At 62.7% G+C, this 24,001-nt stretch carries 21 protein-coding genes and 1 pseudogene; 12 read left to right on the forward strand and 10 right to left on the reverse strand.

The features are described 5' to 3' along the window. Positions 1–10 precede the first annotated feature (10 nt). Genes H4I97_RS21630 through H4I97_RS21645 form a run of 4 tightly spaced genes read left to right on the forward strand, consistent with a single transcriptional unit; the run spans position 11 to position 4,978 of the window. Positions 11–775, forward strand: a complete 765-nt coding sequence (locus H4I97_RS21630) for a LamB/YcsF family protein (protein WP_182307791.1) — start codon at positions 11–13, stop codon at positions 773–775. 15 nt (positions 776–790) lie between these two features. Further along, positions 791–1,597 (forward strand): putative hydro-lyase, encoded by an 807-nt coding sequence (locus H4I97_RS21635; RefSeq protein ID WP_182307792.1) that lies wholly within the window; start codon positions 791–793, stop codon positions 1,595–1,597. A 7-nt stretch (positions 1,598–1,604) separates the two neighbouring features. Then, positions 1,605–3,239, forward strand: a complete 1,635-nt coding sequence (locus H4I97_RS21640) for a 5-oxoprolinase subunit B/C family protein (RefSeq protein ID WP_182307793.1) — start codon at positions 1,605–1,607, stop codon at positions 3,237–3,239. A gap of 11 nt (positions 3,240–3,250) precedes the next feature. Continuing rightward, a complete protein-coding gene (locus tag H4I97_RS21645; protein WP_182307794.1) occupies positions 3,251–4,978 on the forward strand; it encodes an acetyl/propionyl/methylcrotonyl-CoA carboxylase subunit alpha in 1,728 nt (575 codons plus the stop codon). 383 nt (positions 4,979–5,361) lie between these two features. On the opposite strand, the gene H4I97_RS21650 is transcribed toward H4I97_RS21645, so the two are convergent. The 3 genes from H4I97_RS21650 to H4I97_RS21660 are packed head-to-tail and all read right to left on the reverse strand — an operon-like array spanning position 5,362 to position 7,389. Continuing rightward, positions 5,362–6,450, reverse strand: coding sequence for a fascin domain-containing protein (locus H4I97_RS21650; RefSeq protein ID WP_182307795.1), 1,089 nt, complete (start codon positions 6,448–6,450; stop codon positions 5,362–5,364). A 43-nt stretch (positions 6,451–6,493) separates the two neighbouring features. After that, positions 6,494–6,913, reverse strand: coding sequence for a hypothetical protein (locus tag H4I97_RS21655; protein ID WP_182307796.1), 420 nt, complete (start codon positions 6,911–6,913; stop codon positions 6,494–6,496). A gap of 29 nt (positions 6,914–6,942) precedes the next feature. Next, on the reverse strand, positions 6,943–7,389 hold the full coding sequence (locus H4I97_RS21660) for a cupin domain-containing protein (protein WP_182307797.1): 447 nt from the start codon (positions 7,387–7,389) through the stop codon (positions 6,943–6,945). 101 nt (positions 7,390–7,490) lie between these two features. Between H4I97_RS21660 and H4I97_RS21665 the strand changes: the two genes are divergently transcribed. Beyond that, positions 7,491–8,438 carry a LysR family transcriptional regulator gene (locus H4I97_RS21665; RefSeq protein ID WP_182307798.1) on the forward strand — a complete coding sequence of 316 codons (948 nt, stop codon included), beginning with the start codon at positions 7,491–7,493 and terminating at the stop codon, positions 8,436–8,438. 172 nt (positions 8,439–8,610) lie between these two features. Continuing rightward, positions 8,611–9,780 (forward strand): ATP-binding protein, encoded by a 1,170-nt coding sequence (locus tag H4I97_RS21670; RefSeq protein WP_182307799.1) that lies wholly within the window; start codon positions 8,611–8,613, stop codon positions 9,778–9,780. 125 nt (positions 9,781–9,905) lie between these two features. Here the strand turns inward: H4I97_RS21670 and H4I97_RS21675 are convergent, their stop codons facing one another. From H4I97_RS21675 to H4I97_RS21705, 7 genes are read right to left on the reverse strand one after another with little or no spacing between them, the layout of a single operon-like run. Continuing rightward, positions 9,906–10,439 (reverse strand): NADH-quinone oxidoreductase subunit B family protein, encoded by a 534-nt coding sequence (locus H4I97_RS21675; RefSeq protein WP_182307800.1) that lies wholly within the window; start codon positions 10,437–10,439, stop codon positions 9,906–9,908. Positions 10,440–10,454: 15 nt separating this feature from the next. Then, the gene (locus H4I97_RS21680; RefSeq protein ID WP_182307801.1) at positions 10,455–11,966 is read right to left on the reverse strand and encodes a hydrogenase large subunit; all 1,512 of its coding nucleotides are present in this window, start codon (positions 11,964–11,966) and stop codon (positions 10,455–10,457) included. A gap of 12 nt (positions 11,967–11,978) precedes the next feature. Then, positions 11,979–13,442 carry a hydrogenase 4 subunit F gene (locus H4I97_RS21685; protein ID WP_112691225.1) on the reverse strand — a complete coding sequence of 488 codons (1,464 nt, stop codon included), beginning with the start codon at positions 13,440–13,442 and terminating at the stop codon, positions 11,979–11,981. Next, positions 13,439–14,104, reverse strand: coding sequence for a hydrogenase-4 component E (locus H4I97_RS21690; RefSeq protein WP_112691226.1), 666 nt, complete (start codon positions 14,102–14,104; stop codon positions 13,439–13,441). The genes H4I97_RS21685 and H4I97_RS21690 overlap by 4 nt, the downstream gene beginning before the upstream one ends. Further along, positions 14,104–15,060 carry a respiratory chain complex I subunit 1 family protein gene (locus H4I97_RS21695; protein ID WP_182307802.1) on the reverse strand — a complete coding sequence of 319 codons (957 nt, stop codon included), beginning with the start codon at positions 15,058–15,060 and terminating at the stop codon, positions 14,104–14,106. Before H4I97_RS21695 ends, H4I97_RS21690 begins: the two co-directional genes overlap by 1 nt. Then, positions 15,051–17,072 (reverse strand): hydrogenase 4 subunit B, encoded by a 2,022-nt coding sequence (hyfB, locus tag H4I97_RS21700; RefSeq protein WP_182307803.1) that lies wholly within the window; start codon positions 17,070–17,072, stop codon positions 15,051–15,053. The genes H4I97_RS21695 and hyfB overlap by 10 nt, the downstream gene beginning before the upstream one ends. Continuing rightward, the gene (locus H4I97_RS21705) at positions 17,069–17,389 is read right to left on the reverse strand and encodes a helix-turn-helix domain-containing protein (protein WP_112691229.1); all 321 of its coding nucleotides are present in this window, start codon (positions 17,387–17,389) and stop codon (positions 17,069–17,071) included. Before H4I97_RS21705 ends, hyfB begins: the two co-directional genes overlap by 4 nt. Before the next feature lie 451 nt (positions 17,390–17,840). Here H4I97_RS21705 and H4I97_RS21710 point away from each other — a divergent pair, with 451 nt between their 5' ends. From H4I97_RS21710 to H4I97_RS21735, 6 genes and pseudogenes are all read left to right on the forward strand, one after another. Continuing rightward, on the forward strand, positions 17,841–20,006 hold the full coding sequence (locus tag H4I97_RS21710; RefSeq protein ID WP_182307804.1) for a ParB/RepB/Spo0J family partition protein: 2,166 nt from the start codon (positions 17,841–17,843) through the stop codon (positions 20,004–20,006). A 131-nt stretch (positions 20,007–20,137) separates the two neighbouring features. Next, positions 20,138–21,331 (forward strand): DUF932 domain-containing protein, encoded by a 1,194-nt coding sequence (locus H4I97_RS21715; RefSeq protein WP_182307805.1) that lies wholly within the window; start codon positions 20,138–20,140, stop codon positions 21,329–21,331. Positions 21,332–21,698: 367 nt separating this feature from the next. After that, positions 21,699–22,063, forward strand: a pseudogene (locus H4I97_RS21720) (type II toxin-antitoxin system RelE/ParE family toxin). Next, positions 22,063–22,431 (forward strand): XRE family transcriptional regulator, encoded by a 369-nt coding sequence (locus H4I97_RS21725; protein WP_112691234.1) that lies wholly within the window; start codon positions 22,063–22,065, stop codon positions 22,429–22,431. The pseudogene H4I97_RS21720 and the gene H4I97_RS21725 overlap by 1 nt, the downstream one beginning before the upstream one ends. A gap of 394 nt (positions 22,432–22,825) precedes the next feature. After that, on the forward strand, positions 22,826–23,215 hold the full coding sequence (locus H4I97_RS21730) for an MbcA/ParS/Xre antitoxin family protein (protein ID WP_112691235.1): 390 nt from the start codon (positions 22,826–22,828) through the stop codon (positions 23,213–23,215). Then, on the forward strand, positions 23,212–23,913 hold the full coding sequence (locus H4I97_RS21735) for an RES family NAD+ phosphorylase (RefSeq protein ID WP_112691236.1): 702 nt from the start codon (positions 23,212–23,214) through the stop codon (positions 23,911–23,913). Before H4I97_RS21730 ends, H4I97_RS21735 begins: the two co-directional genes overlap by 4 nt. Positions 23,914–24,001 lie beyond the last annotated feature (88 nt).

Genomic DNA, 24,001 nt, shown 5'->3' on the forward strand with positions numbered 1-24,001 from the left:
GAGACCTTCGATGACGGTAATCGATCTCAACAGCGATCTCGGCGAGGGCTACGGCGCCTGGAATATGGGCGATGACGAAGCCATGCTCGCCATCGTCTCCAGCGCCAATGTCGCCTGCGGTTTCCATGCCGGCGACCCTGTCGGCATCCTGAAGACGGTCAAGGCGGCGGCCGAGAAGGGTGTTTCGATCGGCGCCCATGTGTCCTATCCTGATCGCGTCGGCTTCGGCCGGCGCGACATGGATGTCACGGGAGGCGAGCTCACCGCGGACGTCATCTACCAGATCGGCGCCCTCAAGGGCCTTGCCGCTGCGGCCGGAACGACGGTCGGTTACGTCAAGCCGCATGGCGCGCTTTACAATCGCATCGCCCATGATCCGAAGCAGGGGCAGGCGGTAATCGACGGCATCAAGGCGGTCGATCCCTCCCTTGTCCTGATGGGGCTTGCCGGCTCTCCGATCCTCGACCTCGCTCGCAAGGCGGGACTTGAAGTGGTGGCGGAGGCCTTTGCCGATCGCGCCTACCAGCCGGATGGCCAGCTCGTCTCACGTCGGGATCCGGGTGCCGTGTTGCACGACCCGCAGCTGATCGCCCGGCGCATGCTGCGGCTCGCCTACCAGGGAACGCTGGAGGCGATCGACGGCTCGATGATCAAGATCGAAGCGCAATCGATCTGCGTACACGGCGACAGCCCCGGCGCCGTCGCCATCGCCCGGGACATCCGTCGCGCCTTCGAGGCCGATGGTGTCCGCGTGCGTTCCTTCCTTGCACACTGAGCGGAGGGAACTGGCATGATCGCTCCCCAATCTCTCCGCCATGTCGACGTGGGTGCGGCACGAGCTGCGCGCGAGCGTTATCGGACCGGCGTCGTTGAGCCGACGTCCGGTGTGGCTCCCGGGTTCACCCAGGCAAACATGATCGTGCTGCCGCGCGACTGGGCGTTCGATTTCCTGCTTTACGCGCAGCGCAACCCGAAGGCCTGCCCGGTTCTCGACGTTTGCGATCCAGGTTCGCATGAGACGGTGCTCGCCCCCGGCGCCGACCTGCGGACGGACATTCCGCTCTACCGCATCTGGCGCGACGGCAGGCTTGCCGAAGAGACGCCGGATGCAACGTCCGCCTGGGCCGAGCATCCCGACCTCGTGAGCTTCCTGATCGGCTGCAGCTTCACGTTCGAAACGCCGATGATCGAGGCCGGCATCGAGATCCGTCATATCACCGACGGCACCAATGTGCCGATGTACCTCACGGACCGGCCCTGCCGGCCTGCTGGACGGCTCAAGGGAAACATGGTCGTCTCCATGCGGCCGATCCCGGCATCCCGCGTCGCCGATGCCGCGATGATCTCCGGCCGCTTTCCCGCCGTCCATGGCGCCCCGGTGCATGTCGGTGAACCCGAACTCATCGGTATCCGTGATCTGTCGAAACCGGAGTTCGGCGATCCGGTGCGCATTGAGCCCGGCGAAGTGCCGGTGTTCTGGGCCTGCGGGGTGACGCCGCAGGCAGCCGTCATGGCCTCCGGCGTACCGTTTGCGATCACGCACGCGCCGGGGCACATGTTCATCACCGATATTCCCGATTCCGCCTATCACGCCTGAGGTCGGCATGCGCTTTCTGCCCGTCAGCCTGACGACCATTCTGGTTGAGCTTGCCGATCTCGAGGAGACGCTGGCCCTCTTTGCCTCGCTTCAGGCCGAGCCGCTCCCCGGCGTCGAAGACCTCGTTCCGGCCGCCCGCACGCTGATGATCCGGTTCCGGCCGGAACGCGTGAGCGCCGGTGAGCTTGCCGCGGCGGTCTCGGGCCGTGATCTTTCGGTTCGCACTTCGCTATCCGAGCACCTCGTCGAAATCCCGGTGCATTACGACGGCGAGGATCTGGGCGAAGTCGCAGCATTGACCGGGCTCTCCGTCGAGGAGGTGATCCGCCGGCACACGGAAGGCGAATTCACGGTCGCCTTCTGCGGCTTTGCGCCTGGCTTCGGCTATCTCGTCGGCGGTGATCCCGCCTTGCAGGTGCCGCGGCGGCAGAGCCCGCGCACCCGCATTCCGGCAGGTTCCGTCGCACTTGCGGGCGCCTTCTCCGGGGTCTATCCGCAGGCGAGCCCCGGTGGCTGGCAGATCATCGGCACGACGCCGGAAAAGATGTGGGACCTTTCCCGCGATCCGCCGGCGCTCTTCCAGCCCGGCTACCGCGTTCGCTTCTTCGATCTCGAAAAGCGCCGGAGCTCGACTGAAACAGTAACATCGGCCACAACGACCGTGGAGAAGGCGCCAGACGAGACTGGGAGCGGACCCGCGGCCCCTGTGTTCAAGGTTCTCGCCGCGCCGATTCCCGCACATTTCCAGGATCTCGGCCGTTTTGGCCAGACGGGGCAGGGGGTCTCGGCGTCGGGCGCTCTCGACCAGGGTGCGCTGAAAGCGGCGAACCGCGCGGTCGGCAATCCGCCCGATCAGGCCTGCCTCGAAATCACGCTTGGCGGCTTCTCCTTCGAGGCAGCGGCCCGCGCCGTCGTCGCCTTTGCCGGCGCGCCGTGTCCAATTCTAGTGCGCGATGCCGCCGGCCGGGAGATCGAGGCCGCCGCCTACCGGCCGATCGGGCTTGAACCGGGCGATGTCGTTTCCCTCGGCCATCCCCCGGCCGGCATGCGCAGCTATCTCGCGGTCCGCGGCGGCTTCGCCGTCAAACCAGTGCTCGGCAGCGCCGCGACCGACACGCTTGCCGTCGTCGGGCCCGAGCCTGTCGGCGCAGGGGCGGTGCTTGCGCTTTCAGACGAGCGCGAGGGTCTGACAAGCGTTTCGCTCACCGAGACGCCGGCCTTTGCGGCACCGAAACCCGGAGAGATTGTGACGCTCGACGTCGTTCTCGGGCCGCGCACCGACTGGTTTACGGAAGCCGGTCTCGCGAGCCTCACCGATCAGCTCTGGGCGGTGACCCCGCAGTCGAGCCGCGTCGGCATCCGCCTTTCGGGCGAGCAGCCGATCGAACGTAGGGACAATGCCGAACTGCCGAGTGAGGGGACGGCAACGGGGGCAATCCAGGTGCCGCACAGCGGGCAGCCGGTGCTCTTCCTCGCCGATCATCCGCTCACCGGCGGCTATCCGGTGATCGGCGCAGTCGCCGAGTACCATCTCGATCTCGCCGGACAGGTTCCGGCCAACGCGAAAATAAGATTCCGGCTGGTCTCGCAATTTGCCGAGATCATGCCGTCGACCGGCCGAGACGCCGCGGAAAGACAGTGAGGAGACGCCCGATGAAAAAAGTCCTGATCGCCAACCGTGGTGAGATCGCCGTGCGGATCATCCGCGCCTGTCGCGACTACGGCCTGCAGTCGGTCGCCGTCTATGCCGACCCCGATATGGACGCACTCTTCGTGCGGCTCGCCGACGAAGCCTACGGGCTTTCCGGCATTCGGCCGGCCGAGACCTATCTCGACATCGAAAAACTGATCGCGGTCGCCCGCCGCTCCGGCGCCGATGCGATCCATCCGGGTTACGGCTTCCTCTCGGAGCGGGCGGAGTTCGCCCGCGCCGTGATCGAGGCCGGCCTCACCTGGATTGGTCCGGACCCACAGGTCATCGAGGCGCTCGGCGACAAGGTCGAGGCTCGGCGGATTGCAACAGGCGTCGGCGCACCGCTCGTCGCCGGCAGCGACGGCCCCGTCTCGTCTGCTGCCGAGGTGCTCGCCTTTGCCGAAGCGCACGGCCTGCCGGTCGCCATCAAGGCCGCCCATGGCGGCGGCGGCCGCGGCATGAAAGTGGTCTGGAAGATGGACGAAATCCCCGAGCTCTACGAGTCCGCCGTGCGCGAGGCGACCGCTGCCTTCGGCCGCGGCGAGTGCTTCCTCGAGCGTTTCCTCGACCGCCCGCGCCACGTCGAAGCGCAGGTGATCGCCGACAGGCTTGGCAATGTCGTCGTGCTCGGAACCCGCGACTGCTCGCTGCAACGGCGCAACCAGAAGCTCGTCGAGGAGGCGCCGGCACCGTTCCTCACAGACGCCCAGCGCGACACGATCCACGCTGCGTCCCGCAAGATCTGTGCCGCGGCCGGCTATTCCGGTGCGGGCACGGTCGAGTTCCTGCTCGGCGTCGACGGCACGATCTCCTTCCTCGAGGTGAACACCCGCCTGCAGGTCGAACACCCGGTGACCGAGGAAACGACCGGTCTCGACCTCGTGGTCGAACAGTTCCGCATCGCCGAAGGCCTGCCGCTTCGCGTGACGGAGACACCGGCGCCACGCGGCCATGCGATCGAATTCCGCATCAATGCCGAGGATCCGGGCCGCGGCTTCCTGCCGACGCCCGGCCGTATCGACGCTTTCGTGCCGCCGTCCGGTCCCGGCATTCGTCTCGACAGCGGCGTCGAGACCGGTTCCTCGATCCCCGGTGTCTTCGATTCGCTGGTGGCGAAGCTCATCGTCACTGGAGCGACACGGGAAGAGGCGCTCAAACGCGCCCGCCGGGCGCTCGCCGAGTTCCGGATCGAAGGCGTGACGACGGTGCTCCCTTTCCATCGCGCCGCGATCGAGGCGGAGGATTTCGTCGGCGAGGACGGCTTCAAGGTCCATACTCGCTGGATCGAGAATGAATTCGCCGGACGGCTGGAAGCCGAACCCCGGCCGGAACCGGTCACCGAACCAGCGCTCGTCCGTACGCATGTCGAGATCGACGGCCGCCGGCACGAGCTTGGCCTTCCGGCATTGCTCTTCCAGGGCTTTGCAGCGTCACCGGTCGCCGGGAACCAGGCACAGGCCATTCCCGCCGCGGACCCGGCCATCCTCTCGGCGCCGATCGCCGGGACGCTGCAAGCCTGGAAAGTTGTCGACGGCGACAAGGTAGAGAAGGGTGATTTGCTCGCCGTGATGGAGGCGATGAAGATGGAAACGCAGGTGACGGCGACCCGCAGCGGCGCCTTCCGCATTGTCGCCGGAACCGGCAGCTATCTCGAAGCCGGTGCAACCCTCGGCCGCTACGAGGAGTAGAAAGCCGGCGGAGGTCCGACTCAACTTTTCCGGCTGAAAAGCCCGAACCCTTATCGCTGCGCAGGGGACGTACGTTCGAACTGCCCGGAGCGCTCGCGTTATCGAAAGGCCTGTACCCGCAGGTCACACCAGCGAATTGTCCTCAAGGTTCTCATCGCATCCCGGATGATGCGTGTTGCGCTTCCGTTTCAGGCGGCTGAGGGTGAAACGAACCTAGCTCGAGCATGCAGCATTCGCCAGTAATGCCGGTCTAGGTGGTGCTTCTGACGCGAGCACCGCCGCCGCCCGTCAGCGCACGAAATTTGACTTGCGGCGGTGAATTACGAGAGACCGTCGCCGAAGTCGCCCAGCCCCTCAGCCGCGTCCCGAAGCCGTGGCGGATATCACCGTGGTTCCACGCAGACGTAATGACCGGTGACGAAGGTTCTGAGAGCAAATTTGCCGCCGGCGAGGGGCTCCATATGGAACTTCTCCCAGGATCCGATGCTGGTGCGATTTGCGTTGCACTCGCGTCCGCCTCCCGATTCGGCGGTCAGCAGATGCCCGTTGGCCGTGAGAAAGCTCACCGTCCCGTCTCCATGCTTGATCAATCCCCATCGCTCCCACGCTCCGACTTCCGGGCGGTTTGCGTAAACGCCCTTTCCGCCTCCATCGACGGCAGAGAAATGACCCATGTGCGACATGAGCGAAACCTCGCTGCTGTCGCGGCAGGTTCCGATCTCGAACGCTTCCCATTCTCCGACCTGGGTACGGTTTGCGACCACGGGGCCGAAGGTGTTGGGGTCGGGCTCGCTTTCAAGCACCAGGCCCAGTGCTGCGCCGATCGCAAGGCCGAGCGGCGTCCCGATCGAGACGGCATTGGCGATCGTCGCCAGGGGCGCAAACTGCAGCGCCGTCGCTAGAGCCGGTGATTTTGCAATGGCCGCGACGAGCCAGGCGGTGATCGTGACCCCGGCGACGCCGATCCTTGCGCTGTCGGCGAGAAGTTCGAACCGCCCGCCCATAAGCCGGGGATGAACGAGAATTCCCTGAACGCCGACCACACCATTGATCTCAACGCCATTGTTGCCGCCGAGCCGATCCACAAAGTTGATGTAGACGATGGAGGCGAAAAGGGCGCCGGCAATCACCGGAGCTGCGACCCCGGCAGCAGCAAGAAGCGGACCCCCTCCTTCGATCAGAACCTGGCTCAGCTTGATCGTCTGGTCATGATCCAGGATCAGCGTCCATACCGGACCCTTCATCTTGAAGTCGCCGGCCGACGGTCCCTCCCGCACGATCTCGTGGACGGCCTTGTAGGTTTCGGGATCGGCCAGGAAGTGGTCGATATCGAACGCGCCGCCATGCAGCAGCAGCCCTCTTTGCGACCGGTCGAGATCGGCAACACGATCCTCGACGCGCCCGATTGGCCGACCGCGATTGGCGCGGCCTTCAACCTGTCCTTCGCCGGCGCCTATGGGTCGGAGAACCATCTGTCCCTCCATCGTTCAACAGAAAATCTCATCGCACGTCATGTCAGGCGGATTGCTCGAGGCCTTGTCTGACCATGGCCCGTTCAGGCACCTCCACGGCCTTCCGGCTACGGAAGACAACCACCGCAAACAGAAGCATCGATGCAAGGGTGAGAACCGAACCGACCTTGGCCAGCAATTCGCCTGCGCCAGAGACCGCCATGGCTATGCCCGGAACGAGCAGCACCACGCCGACGGTTGCCACAGCGAAATGCAGCTTCGCCAGCAAGTGTTCGCCGGCCCGGGGAACGAGGTGGTAGTAGATGCCGAAGAGTGCCAGCGTCACCCAGCCCACGAGATTGAGGTGGGCGTGGGCTGCCGCCAGCCTATGATCGCCAGTTGCGGCCATGACGATGCCCCAGATCATTCCAAGCGTCACGTAGATGACCGCCGTCATAAAGAACCAGAAAGATATGCCACGCATGTCCGTTGCTCCTGTTAGCGCTTGCGAGATCAAGCCGCGCCGAGCGGCGGCCCGGTGAAGGTTAGGCCGAAACGTGCGCCGATCGCGGCGACCTGATCCATGTCTTCGGGGATACGGCAGTTGTGCTTAGCCATCTCGGCGAAGAAACGTTCGAAGCCGCCGGGGGTCATGATGGTCAGCATTCGGGCAGGTAGATCGCCGATCACCCGGAACGTGTGCTCCGTCCCGCGTGGAACGAAGACGACGCTGCCCGGACCTTCCAGTCGTCTTTGGCCATTCATCCAGAATTCGACTTCGCCGGACTGGATGTGAAAGGTCTCGTCCTCGCGATTGTGAATGTGCCGGGGAGGGCCGTAGCCCGGCTGGTCGAGGCTTTCGAAGATGCCGACGCGCGTCTGCGTCTGCGCCGCCGTCAGGGAGATCCTGTAGGTCGTGCCGAGCCACTCAACGCTGTAGGGTACCGAGCGCGCAACCATCGAAGCCTCCCGCCGTCGTGTCATCGTGATCGATGCGGGAAAGCGTGCCAGAACGGAATCTATAATTGAAATCGATAGTTGTTATAGAATAAATTCGGCGGATGAATTTATCGAGCTTCGACCTCAATCTTCTGCGGGTGCTCGATGCCTTGTTGCACGAGCAGTCCACCGTGAAGGCCGGCGAACGCATCGGCCTTTCGCAGCCGGCCGTCTCCTCTGCGCTCGGCCGGCTTCGCCATGCCCTGAACGATCCACTTTTCGTGCGCGAGGGGCAGCGTCTCGTGCCCACTGAATATGCGAGACGTCTCGAATTCCCCCTCCGTCACATCCTGGAGGATGTCGAGGCGCTCCTTGCCGGGCCTGAGAGCTTCGACCCGGCGAACGCCGAGCAGAGCTTCAAGATCTCCGGCTCGGACTTCTTTGCGGAGATGCTGATGCCCTCGCTTGCGAACGCGCTCTCGCGACTGGCGCCGAAGATCCAGGTGCAACTCGTCGACCTGGTGCCTGACAATTACGTTGGGACGCTCGAAAGGCATGGGATAGACCTCGCCTTCGTGCCGAAGATCGACTTTCCGACCTGGACCGACAATGCGCCGGCCTTCCGCTCCCGCTTTGTGATGATTGCGCGTTCAGGACATCCGCGGCTGGCGCACGCCGAGGTCCGGGCAGGCGAGATCGTGCCGATCGATCTCTTCTGCGATCTCGGCCATGTGGTGTTCTCACCCGAAGGCAAGCTGAAGGCCATGGGTGATGCCGCACTTGCCCGGATCGGCCGGGAACGGCGTGTCGTGATGACCATGCCGGTCTTCGGAGGCGTCACTAATGCGGTCGCGGGAAGCGACCTCGTCGCGCTCTTGCCGGAACAACTCGCGCGCAAGGTGGCGCCCCGTTTGGGCCTTGCCATCTACACGCCACCCATGCCGATCAATCCGGTTCAGATCTGCATGATCTGGCACAGGCGCAACACCAATCACCCGACCCACCGATGGCTGCGGGACTTGGTTCTGGAGCTTCTCGCACCCCTGAACGACGATGAAGAACGGGCGTAGTTCGACGTTCGAGGAACGCGACTGTCTGTTCGCTCTTTCACTTCTGTGAACAGTCATCGCAGCGGAACCGGCGGTTTGGGCATGTCCTCATGCCTATACCTGACATGCGCGGTCGCCCGGATAGGTCGAAAATAACCTTGCAATTCTGGAATTAAATTCCATAAATGCAAGGATGATTCCCAGGAGAAAAGCCGCCCAGCTCGTCGAGCTACTGAACACCAACCCCGCCGTAGCACTTCTCGGCCCAAGGCAGGTTGGAAAAACAACGCTCGCCCTTGAGGTTGGCGAAAGCCGGTCCGCGCTCTATCTCGACCTCGAATCCGAGGCCGACCGGGCAAAGCTTGCAGAACCCGAGCTTTATCTTTCGAATTTCGAGAACCAGCTCGTCATCCTGGACGAAGTTCACCGGGTCCCTGGTCTGTTCCAGAGCCTGCGAGGATTGATCGACCGTGGCCGTCGCAAAGGCATTCGTACCGGCCGCTTCCTTCTGCTCGGATCGGCATCCATTGATCTGATGAAACAATCTGGAGAAACTCTGGCAGGTCGCATAGCGTATCTTGAACTCGCGCCGATTGATGCACTTGAGGTATCCGAAGGTGATCTCCAAAATCTATGGCTCCGGGGAGGCTTTCCGGACAGCTTCCTTGCCGCGAGCGATCGGATCAGTCAGCGCTGGCGCCAGGATTTCATTCGGACGTACCTCGAGCGGGATATCCCCATGCTGGGTCCTCGAATTGCGGCCGAGACATTGCGACGTTTCTGGACCATGCTGGCTCACCATCAATCTGGTCTTTTGAATGCGGCTGAATTCGCTCGATCTCTCGGCGTCGACAGCAAAACGGTTTCTTCTTACCTAGATCTGATGGTCGACCTGCTTCTGGTCCGCCGACTTGAGCCCTGGCACAACAACGTCGGCAAGCGACTCGTCAAATCCCCTCGCATCTATGTTCGAGACTCCGGCCTTCTTCACGCTCTACTTGGATTGGAAACCCTGGATGACCTCCTTGGTCATCCAGTAAGCGGAGCGAGTTGGGAAGGCTTTGTAATCGAAACTCTGATTTCTGCTATGCCCGAGGGTTCTCTGCCCCACTTCTATCGCAGTTCTGCCGGCGCCGAAATCGACCTGGTTCTGACACTGCCTCGTCAACGGCAGTGGGCGATCGAGATCAAGAGAAGCCTCAGTCCAAATGTTGAACGCGGCTTCCATCATGCGTGCGAAGACATTCGTCCCGAGCGACGGATCGTTGTCTATCCCGGTTGTGATGCTTACCCGCTCAACATTCAGACCGAGGTTCTTCCGTTACGTCGACTGGCAACCGAACTTGCCGAACTCGGGCAATGAAGTGATGTCGAGTGGGCGGGTGCCTTCGACGTTCGTCGTGCAAACTGTCCGGTGGCGTAATTGTCCCGGGTCCGGTCGTATGCACAACGATATTCGAGCATCGCTCCGGCAAAGGGTCGATTTCCTCACCCCGCCTCGCGCTTCCCCTCCGCCCGTTCCAGGAGAGCGAGCAGTCCCTCGAGGAGACGGGTTGGCGATGGCGGGCAGCCGGGGATATGAAGATCGACCGGAACGACCTCCGACACGCCGCCCGTGACTGCGTAGCTCCCGGCAAAGCAACCGCCGTCGCGGGCGCAATCGCCAACTGCCACCACCCATTTCGGGGCGGGCATTGCGGCAAAGGTCCGTTCGAGCGCCTCGCGCATGTTCTTTGTCACGGGACCGGTGACCAATAGCACGTCGGCGTGGCGCGGCGAGGCGACGAAGTGGATGCCGAAACGCTCGACATCGTAGAAGGCGTTGTTGAGCGCGTGGATTTCGAGTTCGCAGCCGTTGCAGGAACCGGCATCGACCACACGGATCGAGAGGCTGCGACCGAGCCTGCGTCGCGCGCGCTCATCGACGGCGCGGCCAAGCTCGTCGACTGCCCCTTGCGAAGGTGCTGGCGCCTTCTCCGTAAGGGGCTTCCGCACGAGGCTTTCGAAGAGGAGTTTGCGCATGGCTTCCGTCCCTCCCTAAAGATCCTGGCCCGAATAGGAGCAGTTGAACGACTTGTTGCAGAGCGGGAAGTCGGCGACGATGTTGCCTTCGATTGCGACCTCCACCAATGGCCATTGAAACCAGGAGGGGTCGCGCAGATGGCACCGCTCGACGGTGCCGTCCGCCGAAAGCCGCAGCCAGACGAGAATGTCCCCGCGAAAACCCTCGACGAGAGCTGCGCCCTCGCACGTCCTGCCGAGGTCGGGCACCGGAACGGCCATCGGTCCGTCGGGCAGAAGGTCGAGCAACTGGTCGACCATCGAAAGGCTCTGCTCCACTTCACGAATGCGCACCCACACACGGGCATTGACGTCGCCCTCGGCAAAGACCGGCACGTCGAAGATCAAACGGTCATAAGGTGCATACCGCAGGACATGGCGCGCATCGAAGCCGCGGCCCGAAGCGCGGCCGGCATAGCCGCCGGTGCCGTATTGCTGTGCCAGTTGCGGTTTCAGGACACCTGTCGTCACAGTTCGGTCCTGGAGCGAGGTCGTGTTCTCATAGAGTTCGATCAGGGGCGGAAAGCGCCGGCGGATGTCGGCCACGACCTGCCGGATCGCGGCGATACCGCTACCTTCGAGATCGACGGTCACGCCGCCCGGTGCGATCCGGTCTCGCATCAGTCGATGGCCAAAGGCGGTGTCCGCAGCACGCAGCACCTTCTCGCGCAGTACGCCGCAATGGGCGAGCATGAGGGGAAAGGCCGCGTCGTTACAGATCGCCCCGATGTCGCCGAGGTGGTTTGCCAGCCGCTCGAGTTCGGCCATGAGCGCGCGCAGCCAGACGGCGCGCGGCGGGGCCTCGAAGGCGATCGCCGCCTCGACGGCGCGTGCAAAGGCAAGACCGTAGGCGACCGTACTGTCGCCGGACGTCCGCCCTGCAAGCTGCGCTGCGCGGCTGATCCCGGCGCCCGCCATCAGCCCCTCGATGCCCTTGTGGACATAACCGAGCCGCGCTTCCAGCCGGACGATCGTCTCGCCGTTTACGGAGAACCGGAAGTGCCCCGGTTCGATGATCCCGGCGTGGACGGGGCCGACGGGGATCTGGTGCAGGCCTTCGCCTTCCGCGGACAGGAAAGCGTAGGTGCGACCCGTGTCGTCCGCAGGCTCCGCTGCGCCGAGGGGGGCGCGGATGCCCCAGCGTCCGTGGTCGAGCCACGGCCGCGGGTCGGGTAACCCGACCGGCTCCAGCCCGAAGAGATCGCGGATCGCGCGTTCGAGACGCATTGCCGGCGGATGGTGGCGCGCGACGGATGGATAGCTCCCGCTCAGACCTTCAAGGCTCACCACCCCGATTGTCCCGGGCTCTTCGAAAAGCGCCATGTGTACCGCGTTCGGCTCGCCCCAAAGGCCGAGGAGCGTCCAGCGCCCCGCGGCGAGCACCTCGGCCGCAGCGATCCAATCCGCCTCGTCGACGACGGCACGCGCAAAGGGGCGGTGCTGCTCGACCAGTCGGCTCTCGAGGAGGAATTCGGCAAGTGTCGTCACGATCTCCTCCCGTCAGCGAAGCAGGTTGGCGATGTGCTGGAACCAGGCGACCAGCGGCGGTGGCAGGTAGATCCCCGCGATCAGCACGAGCGCGAGATGGGCATACATTGGCAGGTATGAGGCTTGCGCCGGTGCCGTGCTCCCGCGCGGACGGCCAAACGCTGCCCCTGTCAGCCGCAGGAGAAGCGCCCCGAAGGCGACAAGCAGCCCGAACACCAGCAGGACACCGAGCACGGGCTGCTTGGAGAAGGCCGAACTCACGATCAGGAACTCGCTCATGAAGATGCCGCCGGGCGGCAGGCCGGCGATTGCCACGACCCCTGCGACGAGCCCCCAGCCGAGGCCCGGATGGGTCTCGGTCAGCCCCCGGATCGCCGAAAGCCGCTGCGTTCCCTTGATCTGGGCTACGTGGCCGACGGCAAAGAATATCGCCGACTTCGTCAGCGAATGCATCACCATGTGCAGGAGACCGGCGAAGTTCGCAAGTGGCCCGCCAAGTCCGAAGGCAAAGACGATGATGCCCATATGCTCGATCGAGGAATAGGCGAACATGCGCTTGATGTCGCGGCGCCGGTAAAGCATGAAGCCGGCGAAGATCAGTGAGGCGAGCCCCATCGTCATCATCAGTGGTCCGGGTGCGAGCGCATCCGGACTTGCAGACAGCAGCATCTTGAAGCGCAGCACGGCGTAGAGCGCAACGTTCAGCAACAGGCCGGACAGTACAGCCGAAATCGGCGTCGGCCCCTCCGCATGGGCATCCGGCAGCCAGGCGTGCAGGGGTGCAAGCCCCACCTTTGTGCCGTAGCCGAGGAACAGGAAGACGAAGGCGATATTGAGAAGCGCGGCGTCGAAGGAGGCCGCATGCTGGATCAGGATCGTCCAGACCATGGCGTCATAGCCTTCGCCCACCACCGGCTGGGCAGCCAGATAGACGAGAATCGTCCCGAACAGGGCAAACGCGATGCCGACGCTGCCGAGAATAAAGTACTTCCACGCCGCCTCGAGCGCTTCGTGGGTCCTGTAGATGCCGACCATAAGCACTGTGGTCAGCGTCGCAAGTTCGACCGCCACCCACATCAGCCCGATATTGTTCGAGACGAAGGCGAGGTTCATCCCGAACATCATGACCTGGTACATCGCGTGGTAGAAGCGGAGGTTCGCCGGTGTCAGCCGGCCGATCTCCAGTTCATGGGCAATGTAGCTGGCGCTGAACACGCTGGTTGTGAAGCCGACGAAGGTGTTGAGGACAATGAAGACGATGTTGAGGTCATCGACCAGGAGATACTGCCCGGCCTCCGGTCGCGGCGTGACGAAGAGCGAAAGGGCCGAAAGAAGGGTGAGCAGGCTCGCGACCACGTTGAGCCGGGCGGTGAGGCGATAGCCGGGCAGAACCGCGAGCACTACGGCCGCCACGATCGGAATGACGAGGACCGCGCGTTCTGCGTCGAAGGCGAGGAGGGGTGAGAACGCGTTCATTTGCGCATCCTCCCCTTGAAGTCATCAAGGGCCGCGACATCGACCGTGTCGAAACGCTCACGGATGCGGAAGAGGAAGACGCCGATGACGATGAAGGCAACCAGGATCGAGAACGCGACGCTGATCTCGACGACGAGCGGCATGCCCTTGGCGCCGGTCGCGGCCAGAACGAGGCTGTTTTCGAGCGACATGAAGCCGACGACCTGGCTCACCGCATTCCGCCGCGTTACCATCACCAGCAGGCTGATCAGCAGTACCGACAGCGCAAAGGCGAGATCTTCGCGCACAAGCGGATTGGCCCCGGGGGTGACCCTGAGCATGACGACCATGGCAAGCGCCACGAGCCCGATGCCGGCAAGCATCGTCGGCCCGATGCCGACCACGGTCTCGATCTCGCGATGAATGCCGAGCTGGCGGATCATCCGGTGCAGCACGACCGGGATGACGATCGCCTTGAACACGAGCGCGATTGCCGCCGTCACATAAAGGTGCGGCGCATCCTGAATGTAGGCCTGCCAGGCGACCGAGAGGGTCAGCACCAGCGAATGCAGAGCAAAGACGTTGAGGAGGGCATAGAGCCGGTCCTGATAGAGCATCATCATGCTGACGACGACGAGGCCGCCGGCCAGAAGATGTGCGATGTCGAAGACGAGACCGTGCATCAAAGGCTCCTCGAGACGAAGCGCAGAAGGGTTGCGAGCAGCCCGAGCATCAGGGCCGCGCCGAGGAAATCCGGAACGCGGAAAACCCGCATCTTGGCGGTCGCGGTCTCGAAGACGGCAAGCAGGATGGCGGCGACGGCAAGCTTGACGGGGTAGGCGAGTGCCGCGACCACGTAGGTTGCTGGCGCGTCGCCGGGGCCGGCAAGCTGGAACGGCACGAAGATGCAGGCGATCAGCGAAACGTAGAGCAAAAGTTTCAGCGAGGCGGCAAGTTCGATCATTGCCAGATGCCGCCCGGAATATTCGAGCACCATCGCCTCATGCACCATGGTGAGCTCGAGGTGGGTCGCCGGGTTGTCGACCGGAATACGCGCGTTCTCCGCTATCGCCACCATGACGATCGCGACGAGTGCGATGCCGAGTGAGACGCGCAGGCCGACCTCCGGTGAATTGACGAAGGCGGCGATGCTCGAAAGCTGCGTCGAGCCGGCGACGAGCGCCAGTGAAAAGATGATGAGCAGCATGGCCGGCTCGGCAAGTGTCGCGATCATCATCTCACGGCTCGAGCCGATCCCGCCGAAGCTTGTGCCGACATCCATTCCGGCAAGCGCGAGAAAGAAGCGGGCGCTGCCGAGAAGCGCGACGATGGCGATCAGGTCCGCCGTCCAGCTGAAGATGAGCCCCGTCGCAAACGTCGGCACGATCGCGGCCGCCACCCAGGTCGCGGCGAAGATCAGATAGGGCGCGACCCGGAAGAGCCAGGAGGCACTCTCCGCCACGATCGCCTCCTTGCGGAAGAGCCGCACGAGGTCACGGTAGGGCTGGAAGATCGAAGGCCCCCGGCGGCGCAACAGCCGCGCCTTCACCTTGCGTACGAAACCGGTCAGCAGCGGCGCCAGCGATATGACCAGGGCCATCTGCAGGGCCTGGACGAGGAAGGCGAAGATCACGTCCATAGCGCCACCACCAGAAGAAGGAGGATCAGGGCGACGAAGACGAGGCTGAGATACCGCCGGATCGTCAGGAATTGCAGGTGATTGAGCTTTTCCGCCGCATAGCCGACGACGCCGGTCAACGGCGCATAGAGCCAATCCCAGATGAGGTCACGCATTGTAACGGTCAGCCGTGCGGGCCGCAGTTCGCCCGGCGCCGGCATATCGACACGCTCTCGCGCACGGAAGACCAGAGTGCCGAACACCCGACGGATCGGTTGTGCGAAACCGGCTGCGGAGTACTGCGTCATCGGGCTCGGTTCGGGGAAGCCGCAATCCCATGCCGGCGCCCGCCGGAGTGCCCGCGAGCCGAGGCGATGGACGAGGAAGGCGGACACGGAGGCCGAAAAGGCGATGAAGAGGAAGACCAGAAGGCCGTTATAGGAGCTGTGGGTTTCGGTGATTGGCACGATTGACAGCCAGCCGATACCGGCCTGTTCCGGAAGCCGATCGCCGACAAGCGCAAGCGCGACCGGGGCAAGGCTGTCCATGACGAGGCCCGGCAGGATGCCGGCGAGAAGGCAAAGTGCCGCAAGCACGAGCATGGCAGCGAGCGAGAAACGGTCGACCTCGGCCGCCACGGAGGCGATGGCCGTGCGCGGGCGCCCGAGAAAGGTCACGCCGAATGCCTTGACGAAGCAGGTGGCGGCGAGCGCCGCCGAAAGGGCCAGGAGCCCGCCGATCGCCGGGACGATGATCTTCAGTCCCCATTGCGGCAGATCCGGGCTCTGGAGGATTGCCTGGAAGGCAAGCCATTCCGAGGCGAAGCCGTTGAAAGGCGGCAGCGCCGAAATCGCCACGCTGCCGACAAGGAAGGCGAAGCTGGTGACAGGCATGCGATGGATCAGCCCGCCGAGCTTTTCCATGTCCCGCTCGCCGGTCGCACTCAGCACCGCGCCGGCGCCGAAGAAGAGCAGACTCTTGAAGAAAGAGTGGTTGAGCACATGGAAGAGCGCCGCCGTGAAGGCGAGTGCCGCCGGACCGCTCATGCCGTTTGCCGCAAAGGCGAGCGTCAGTCCGAGGCTGACGAAGATTATGCCGATGTTCTCGATCGTGCTGTAGGCGAGCAGCCGCTTGAGATCCCGTTCCATCAGTGCGTGCAGGATGCCGAGGCTGGCGGTCGCGCCGCCGATCACCAGTACCAGAATGCCCTGCCAAGGTGTCGGCTGTCCGAGAAGGTCGAAAACGACGCGGACGAAACCGTAAATCGCGACCTTGGTCATGACGCCGCTCATCAGCGCCGAGACATGGCTCGGCGCGGCCGGATGGGCAAGCGGAAGCCACACGTGCAGCGGCACGAGACCCGCCTTCGAACCGGCGCCGAGAAGAAGAAGCACCAAGACGCTTCCGGCAATGAGCGGCGTATGCTCTGCGGAGCGGATTGCGGCGAAGGCATAGTTGCCGTCCGCTCCCGCCAGAAGCCCGAACGCGAGCAGCAGCGTGAGCGTGCCGAAGCTCGCCATCACGATGTAGATGTAACCGGCCCTGCGGTTGGCCGCCTCGTGATGATGCGCCATCACCAGTGCCCAGGAGGCGAGTGACATGAATTCCCAGGAGATGAGGAAGGTAAACGCGTCGGCCGCCAGGATCACGAGGTTCATGCCCGCGAGGAAGGCGGGAAAAAAGGGAAGCACCCGCTGCGGCGCCTGTTCATGATACCCGTAGCCGAGGCCATAGAGGCTCGCGAGCAGCCCGCCCAGTCCCACCACCGAAAGAAAAAAGGCCGAGAGCGCGTCGAGCCGGAGATGCGATCCGAGCCAGGGCAGCCCGAGCGGCAGCGACATCTCCGAGGCGGGAGCCCCATTCGCCGCGCCGAGCAGTTGCAAGACCGCCGTCGCAAGGATGACTGCGGAAACGCAAAGGGCAAGTGTGTAGACGAGGGAGGTTGCCCAGGCTTTCCGTCCCGTCGCTGCGCCGAGCACTGCTGTTCCCACATACGCGCCGACCGAGACGAGGATGACCTGGACCGGCGTCATGAACGACCCCCCGCGTCCTGGATGCCTGTGGCGTCTTCGCCCGCCTTGGGCGCCGCTCTCAATCGCACGCCGCGTCCGCCGGTCTCGCTTGCAGCGCCCTCGTCAATCAGTTCGATGCCGGCTCCGTCGAGCGCACGCAAAAGGCGCATCAGCGAGTCGACGTTGCCGCGGATGACGTGCGGGCTTGCTTCCATGCGCTGGATGGTCGGTACGGACACACCGACGAGGCCGGCCAGTTGACGCTGGTCAATTCCGAGAAGAGCCCTGGCGGCTCGCAATTGAGCGGAGGTAATCACAGTTCCGCCATCGCTTCTCATATTTCAGCCTTGGTGTTTCATGTTTACTACCAATCTATTGATGTTTCAAACCATATTCTTACGGCGCGACATTTCGCGAACCTTCGGCGGAATTCTGCTTTTTTCGGATCGCAATACTCCCGCGATCTGCTCCGCCTTTTCTTGCGTTCCGTCATGTCTTGTCGGCCACGCATTGGAGGGGGAAGCTTGCCCGACACGGGTCGGCGCTGGCGTCTTTTCATAGCGGGTCGCAAGAAGGTGCAGTCGGTACCGTGCTGCTTACGCGCACCATGCCTGAAAGCGAAGCGCTTCTTCTCCACACCAACGTTCGCCCGGGTCTTCCGACCGACGCGAACGAGAGGTCCGCTGGAAAAGGCAAGGCTGTTGCGAGAGGGAGAGTGGGGAAGGGGCTTCCTGGCGGAGTGAGGTGTCTGGAGAGAGGCTCCGGGCAATCCGCCATGGAGAAAGCCAGATGGTAAAAGCTTCTGAAAAGATCACACTCAATACCGGGCGCGAAATTCCCTTCAACAAGCTTGTGCTCAGTCAGCGGAATGTTCGCAAGACGAAGGCGGGCATGTCCGTTGCGGATCTCGCCGAGGACATCGCCCGACGCGGACTTCTGACCAGTCTCAACGTTCGCGTCGAACATGACGCGCAAGGGCACGAAACCGGGTTCTTTCGTATTCCGGCCGGCGGGCGCCGTTACCGGGCGCTCGAGCTCCTCGTCAGTCAGGGACGCCTTTCCAGAACCGTCGCCGTTCCCTGCATCCTGAGCAAATCCACGACCGATGAGGTGGAGGACTCGCTTGCGGAAAACACTCAGCGCCTCGATCTGCATCCGCTGGATCAGTTTCGGGCGATCATGACGCTCTGGGAGGAGGGTGTCGGAGAAGAGGAAATCGCCGGACGCTTCTTTATTTCCGTCGCGACTGTGAGGCAAAGGCTGAGGCTTGCATCCGTCTCTCCGCGCCTTCTCGAGCGATATGCCGCCGACGAGATGACGCTCCAGCAGGTCATGGCGTTTTCGATCACCGATGACCGCGCACGCCAGGAGCAGGTCTGGGAGTTGATTTCGCGCCAGCCGTCGCGCGAACCCTACTACATTCGTAGGCTCCTGACCGAAACGACTGTGCGCGCAACGGATCGCCGCGCAGTCTATGTCGGCATCGCGGCTTATGAAGCGGCGGGCGGGATCGTGATGCGCGATCTCTTCGACGACGATAACGGCGGATGGCTGGAGGATCCATCCTTGCTGGAACAGCTCGCGATCGAAAAGCTCAGGGCAGACGCCGACGCTCTGAAAACCGACGAAGGCTGGAAATGGGTCGAGGCCGCATTTGATTTCCCATACGGACACTCCGCCGGTCTTCGTCGTTTCTACCCAGAGCGGGTCGAGTTGACGGATGACGAGCTTGATCGCCGTCAAGAGGTTGAGACACAGTACAAGACGCTCGATGCCGGTTACGCAGAAGCGACCGAATACGACGCCGACCTCGAACAACGGTTGGAGGAACTCGGCGGCGAACTTGATCGGCTGAACAATCGACCCCTGGTTTTTGATCGGCAGGAGGTCGCCCGCGGCGGCGCGTTCATCTCGCTTGGCGCCGACGGCATACCGAAAATCGAGCGGGGCTTCGTCCGCCCCGAAGATGAGCCGGCTGGTACTGCCGAAGGCGACGATGCGAGCGACCGTAACGAGGAGGACGACGGCGAAGGAGATGGTGCGCCGTCCACGACGGAAGGTGCCCGCTCCAGCGCAGAGGCGAACACGGTGGATGGAGCCGACGAGGAAGATGGTACCGCGCGTGGACTTTCCGACCGTGTTGTCGAAGACCTGACGGCCGCGCGCACCCTGGCACTCAGAAATGCGCTCGCCAACGATCCGGCGATTGCCTTCGTCGCCGCCCTGCATGCCCTCGTGCTCAGGACCTTCTTCTCCCAAGGTTCCGCTTCCTGCCTCGAACTGACGTTCCAGAGCGCAAATCTGGGCCAGACGCCGGGCCTTTGCGACACCGTCTGGGCAAAGGAGATCGACCGACGCCACGAGGCGTGGGGACAGGATCTCCCGCGGAATGCCAGCGCGCTCTGGGACTACCTGATCTCGCTCGACGAGGTCCGTCGACAGGCCTTGTTCGCGCACTGCATTTCGCTGTCGCTCAACGCCGTCGTCCAGGCATGGAACCGGCGGCCTGCCGCACTCTTGCATGCCGAACAGCTTGCCCGCTCCCTCGGCTTCGATATGGCCGAGGCAGGTTGGGAACCGACCGTCGACAACTACCTCGGCAGGATCACCAAGGCGCATATCTTGAAGGCCGTTCGCGAGGCCCGTGGAGAGCCGTCGGTCCAGCTTATCGACCATCTCAAGAAGCCCGACATGGCGCGCGAGGCCGAGCGGCTGCTGCGGCGTAGGAAATGGCTCCCGGAGCCGCTGCGCGCATCTGCTCCCGAAGTCTCGCCGGAAGAAGCCGCGGCTCGCGCCGTCGCTGCCGATGCGAATGCCGGTGGCTATACGAGCAGCACTACGGATGAGGATGCAGGAACTGGCGCTCCGCGGTCTCCGGTGCAGGAGCCGGACGCTGGAGATCCTGCTTTCCGTCTCGTCGAGGATGAAGGCGCATCGGTTTCGGCCACAGGTTGAGCCAACCCTTCAAGAAGGCCCGGCCCTCCTGCCGGGCCTCGCTCTACTCCGCCGGCTGCCATCTCTTCGGCGGCAACCACCCCAACAGCCCGGCCCTTCGCGCCGGGCGATCTTGTTTCAGGAGACAGCACATGAATACCACGATCTTCAGTTCAATCCCTGCTTCGACCACAGGATTCAAGGTCGACATCTCGCGTGGCGAGCGTGTCGGACGCGTGTCGTCGGAGTGGTTTTCTCGCCCCGCAGACGAGCGCTATCTGTCGCTCGGTGCGCTCTACGAAGCCGTGAAAATGCGATCCGACCGTGCCCAGTCGCGTACCGTCGAAAGTGCGGCAATCCGGGTTGAGGCCAATCGCGCTGATGCCGACAGGATCGAACTGATCGTCCCCGGCCAGAGACGGCCCCTTTTCCCGACCCACTGGAGCTATGGGCAGCTCTGCAGTCTCGTTGGCGCACCGGCGACCTATATGCGCCAGCTTCCCGCGCCCCTTGCCGGCATCAACCTCCAGCACGGACTGCTCTCCCACCGGTCTGAGCTGATGAAGACGCTGGAGACCGATGACGAACGTGTCGAACTCCGCGCCATCACGGGGCCGGAATACGGCAGGGTCTGGGATCATGAACTGGTGTCGGCGGTCATGCATATTGCCGGAAACGGAACCGGTGACACGATCTGGAAAGTGCCGGGTGTTCTCGACTGGTCAACGATGACCCACAATCCCTTCGTCGAAGTCAGTGAAGAGACCACCACGCTCTATGCCAGCGATCGCGACGTCTTCCTGTTCCTCGTTGACGACACCCACCCGATCGAAGCCGGCCGGCTGCCCAATGGCGAACCGGATCTCTATTTCCGCGGTTTCTACTGCTGGAACAGTGAAGTGGGTTCGAAGACACTGGGGATTGCGTCCTTCTACTTGCGGGCGGTGTGCGCCAATCGCAATCTCTGGGGAACGGAGAACTTCGAGGAAATCGTGATCCGTCATTCGAAGTTCGCCGGCCATCGCTTCGCCCGTGAGGCCGCGCCAGCATTGACGAGCTTCGCCAACTCCTCTCCGGCAAATTTCGTCGCGGGAATCAGGGCCGCGCGAGATCGTATCGTTGCCCGCACCGACGAGGACCGCGAGGGTTTCCTGCGCAAGCGCGGCTTCTCGAAAGGTGACAGCGCCAGGATCATCGAAACGGTCTTGCAGGAGGAGGGGAGGCCGCCGGAATCGATCTTCGACTTCGTTCAGGGCATGACGGCGCTTGCCCGAAGAAGAACCCATCAGGACGCTCGTCTTGAACTGGAGGGGAAGGCAAGAAAGTTGCTCGAGCAAGCCTCGTGACAATCTTCCCGGCGCTCAACGATCCGTATCATTTCTCCTGTAACGAGGTTCCGTGTCTGCCTCGTGTCGAGGGAGGTGCCGTGCAAGATACCACTCCGTCGCGCGGCCAACCGCTCGGCGGGGCGCATCGGATCGATCTACCTCTGCGTGTCGTTTCTGAGGCTCGGCTATTGTGCCTTGCAAGACATTCCGGAATATAGTCGCCACACGCGGCCCGGAAGGCCCATCGAGAAGTCTGCCATATTCAATTGGCAGGCAAACGTCGGATGAATTGACGCGGTTGTTTAATCAGGGGTGGGTAACGATATAGCGCCAACCTAGGGTGGCGTTATAGGGTTGACGTTATATAAAGTGGAAGCTATATCCAATGTCGTGGAATGTGGTATTTGATGAGGACTTCGCTAGGGAGTTCAGGGGGTTCGACAAGGAGGTAAAGATCGAACTGCGAGCAATGGTCTTGCTTCTCGAGATCGTGGACCTGAGCTTGGACGGCCACGCGCTGATACCCTTAATGGTTCGGACTACGCAAATATGAAGGAGCTTCGATTTGATGCGGCTGATGGAGTTTGGAGGGCCGCATTTGCATTCGATCCGGAGAGAAAAGCCGTTATTCTTGTCGCCGGAGACAAGTCGGGTACGAATGAAAAGAAGTTCTATAAGAAGCTGATCAACACTGCTGACAAGCGCTACAAAGCGCATTTAAGAGAGTTGAAGAAGAAGGAGAAAGAGTGATGGCTAAATCAGCAAAAGACGTTTTTGCCGAAACGATGACTCCCGAGATGATCGAGGCGTCCGACCTGCGAGCTAAGGAATTGCTTGAGGAATATGACACGCTTCAAAAGCTGCGGAAAGCCCTCGACCTGACACAGGAGCATATCGGACGCAAGATGGGCAAGAAGCAGGTTTCGGTTGCGCAGATGGAGAAGCGCTCCGATTTTCTTCTTTCAACGCTTCGGGATTACGTGGAGGCTCTCGGTGGAGAGCTAGAGCTGGTCGTCAAGTTCAAGGACCATGCGCCTGTTCGTTTGGCGGGTATTGGCGAAAAGATTTTTTCGGAAGTTCCACGAAGACAGAACCGCTCCCGCCGTATTGCCGCTTAACATATTGCCATAGTGGCAGCGACAGCGGTCCGCTCCATTGTCTGCACGCCGCCGCTCCTGCACCGAGGTTGCATACGGGAATTGACCGTGAATAAGCGCTAAGGAACCGCGTCGCATGCAAACGGCGATGTCGTCTTGTGGTGCGCTCCGCGGGAGTTGTGGCGGTTGCTAGTATCCAAGATTGCTCTTTTAATTCAATTCGATAGCCGTTTTCTATGATCTTTGCTACCTAACGCCCGACATCATTGATTTGGTGTCGTCGTCGCATTTGCGGGACTGGGCACGGAGAGCTCGGGCGTAGGCGACGCGTCGGCAGGTTCATGGCCACTCTGTCAAGTCATATGGACTTTACGTGCGGTGCATATGGACTATAATTGCTTTGTTGGAGGTTGCGATGCAAGTTGCAGAGAAAACACGCGAGCCCGCTAACATCAACGCCGTTGCGCTGAAAGCCTACGCACGTGTTGTCGACCTCTGGCGCCTCAGCGTGAAGGAGGCAGCTGGTCTTGCAGACATGTCCGAGAGTACATGGAAGCGCGCCAGGAAGCCCGATTTCGCGGGAGAGTTGACGAAGGACCAACTCCTGCGTCTCAGTGCGGTGATAGGCATCTACAAGTCGCTCGAACTCTATTTTTCCGAGCCGCTCGCGCGCAGTTGGTTCTCGCGCCCGAATGCGGGGCCCCTGTTCGGTGGCCGACGACCCGTGGACACCGCGATCGAGGGAGGGCTGCCGCAGATCCTGGCGGTTCGTACCTATCTCGATGCCGTGCGCGGTGGCGCATGAGGCGGAGCGAGATTCGCGACCGAGGTCTGATCCGTCTTTTGCCTGCAACCTACCACAAGCCGCCCGCGCTTCGTGGCCTCGTGGACACTGACGACGAACTCACGGTTCTTGCGGAAGTCGAGGGGTTAACCAGTGGCCGTCTTCTCGCCGAACGGGGCAGAAACCCTCATCTCGACCCGCGCGAACTTGCCTGGCGGCGGCGGAGCCGTGATCTTGCCGTCTATGGAGATACGCACGTTAATGCTGCCTTCGTATACACGCGCGCGGGCGGCAACCGCTTCAATTCCGACGAGCGTGGCGCCTGGTACTGCGCCTGGGATGTCTTGGTCAGCGTCAGCGAGGTGGCCTGGCATCGTACAAGGGAGCTTGGCTACGCAGGTTCATTCAATGACAGCGCCCGATACGTCGAATTGTTGGCGGACTTCATCGGTGAGTTCAATGACATCACCGACGAACCACGCCATCCAGCGCTGAACCCCGATCCTGAAATCGGCTATCCCGAAGGGCAGAGTCTTGCCCGGCATCTGCGGCGCGAAGGCTCGCGCGGCCTGATCTACCCGTCTGTCCGGGCGCCTCACCCTGGGGGGAATTGTCTTGTTTGCTTCGAGCCTCACGCCATCCAGAATGTCCGCCCGGGGGCGTCCTGGGATCTCGTCTGGGATGGAACCCCGGATTATTCAATCCTTGCCGTCGCTTGATCTCGCTTGTGAAGGTCACTCTCGGGAACATCCATCCTTCGGATGCAGAGTTCAATCAACCTCGCGATCCTGGATTCGGGCCGGTCGA

Source organism: Ciceribacter thiooxidans, from assembly GCF_014126615.1.
Lineage (GTDB): Bacteria > Pseudomonadota > Alphaproteobacteria > Rhizobiales > Rhizobiaceae > Allorhizobium > Allorhizobium thiooxidans.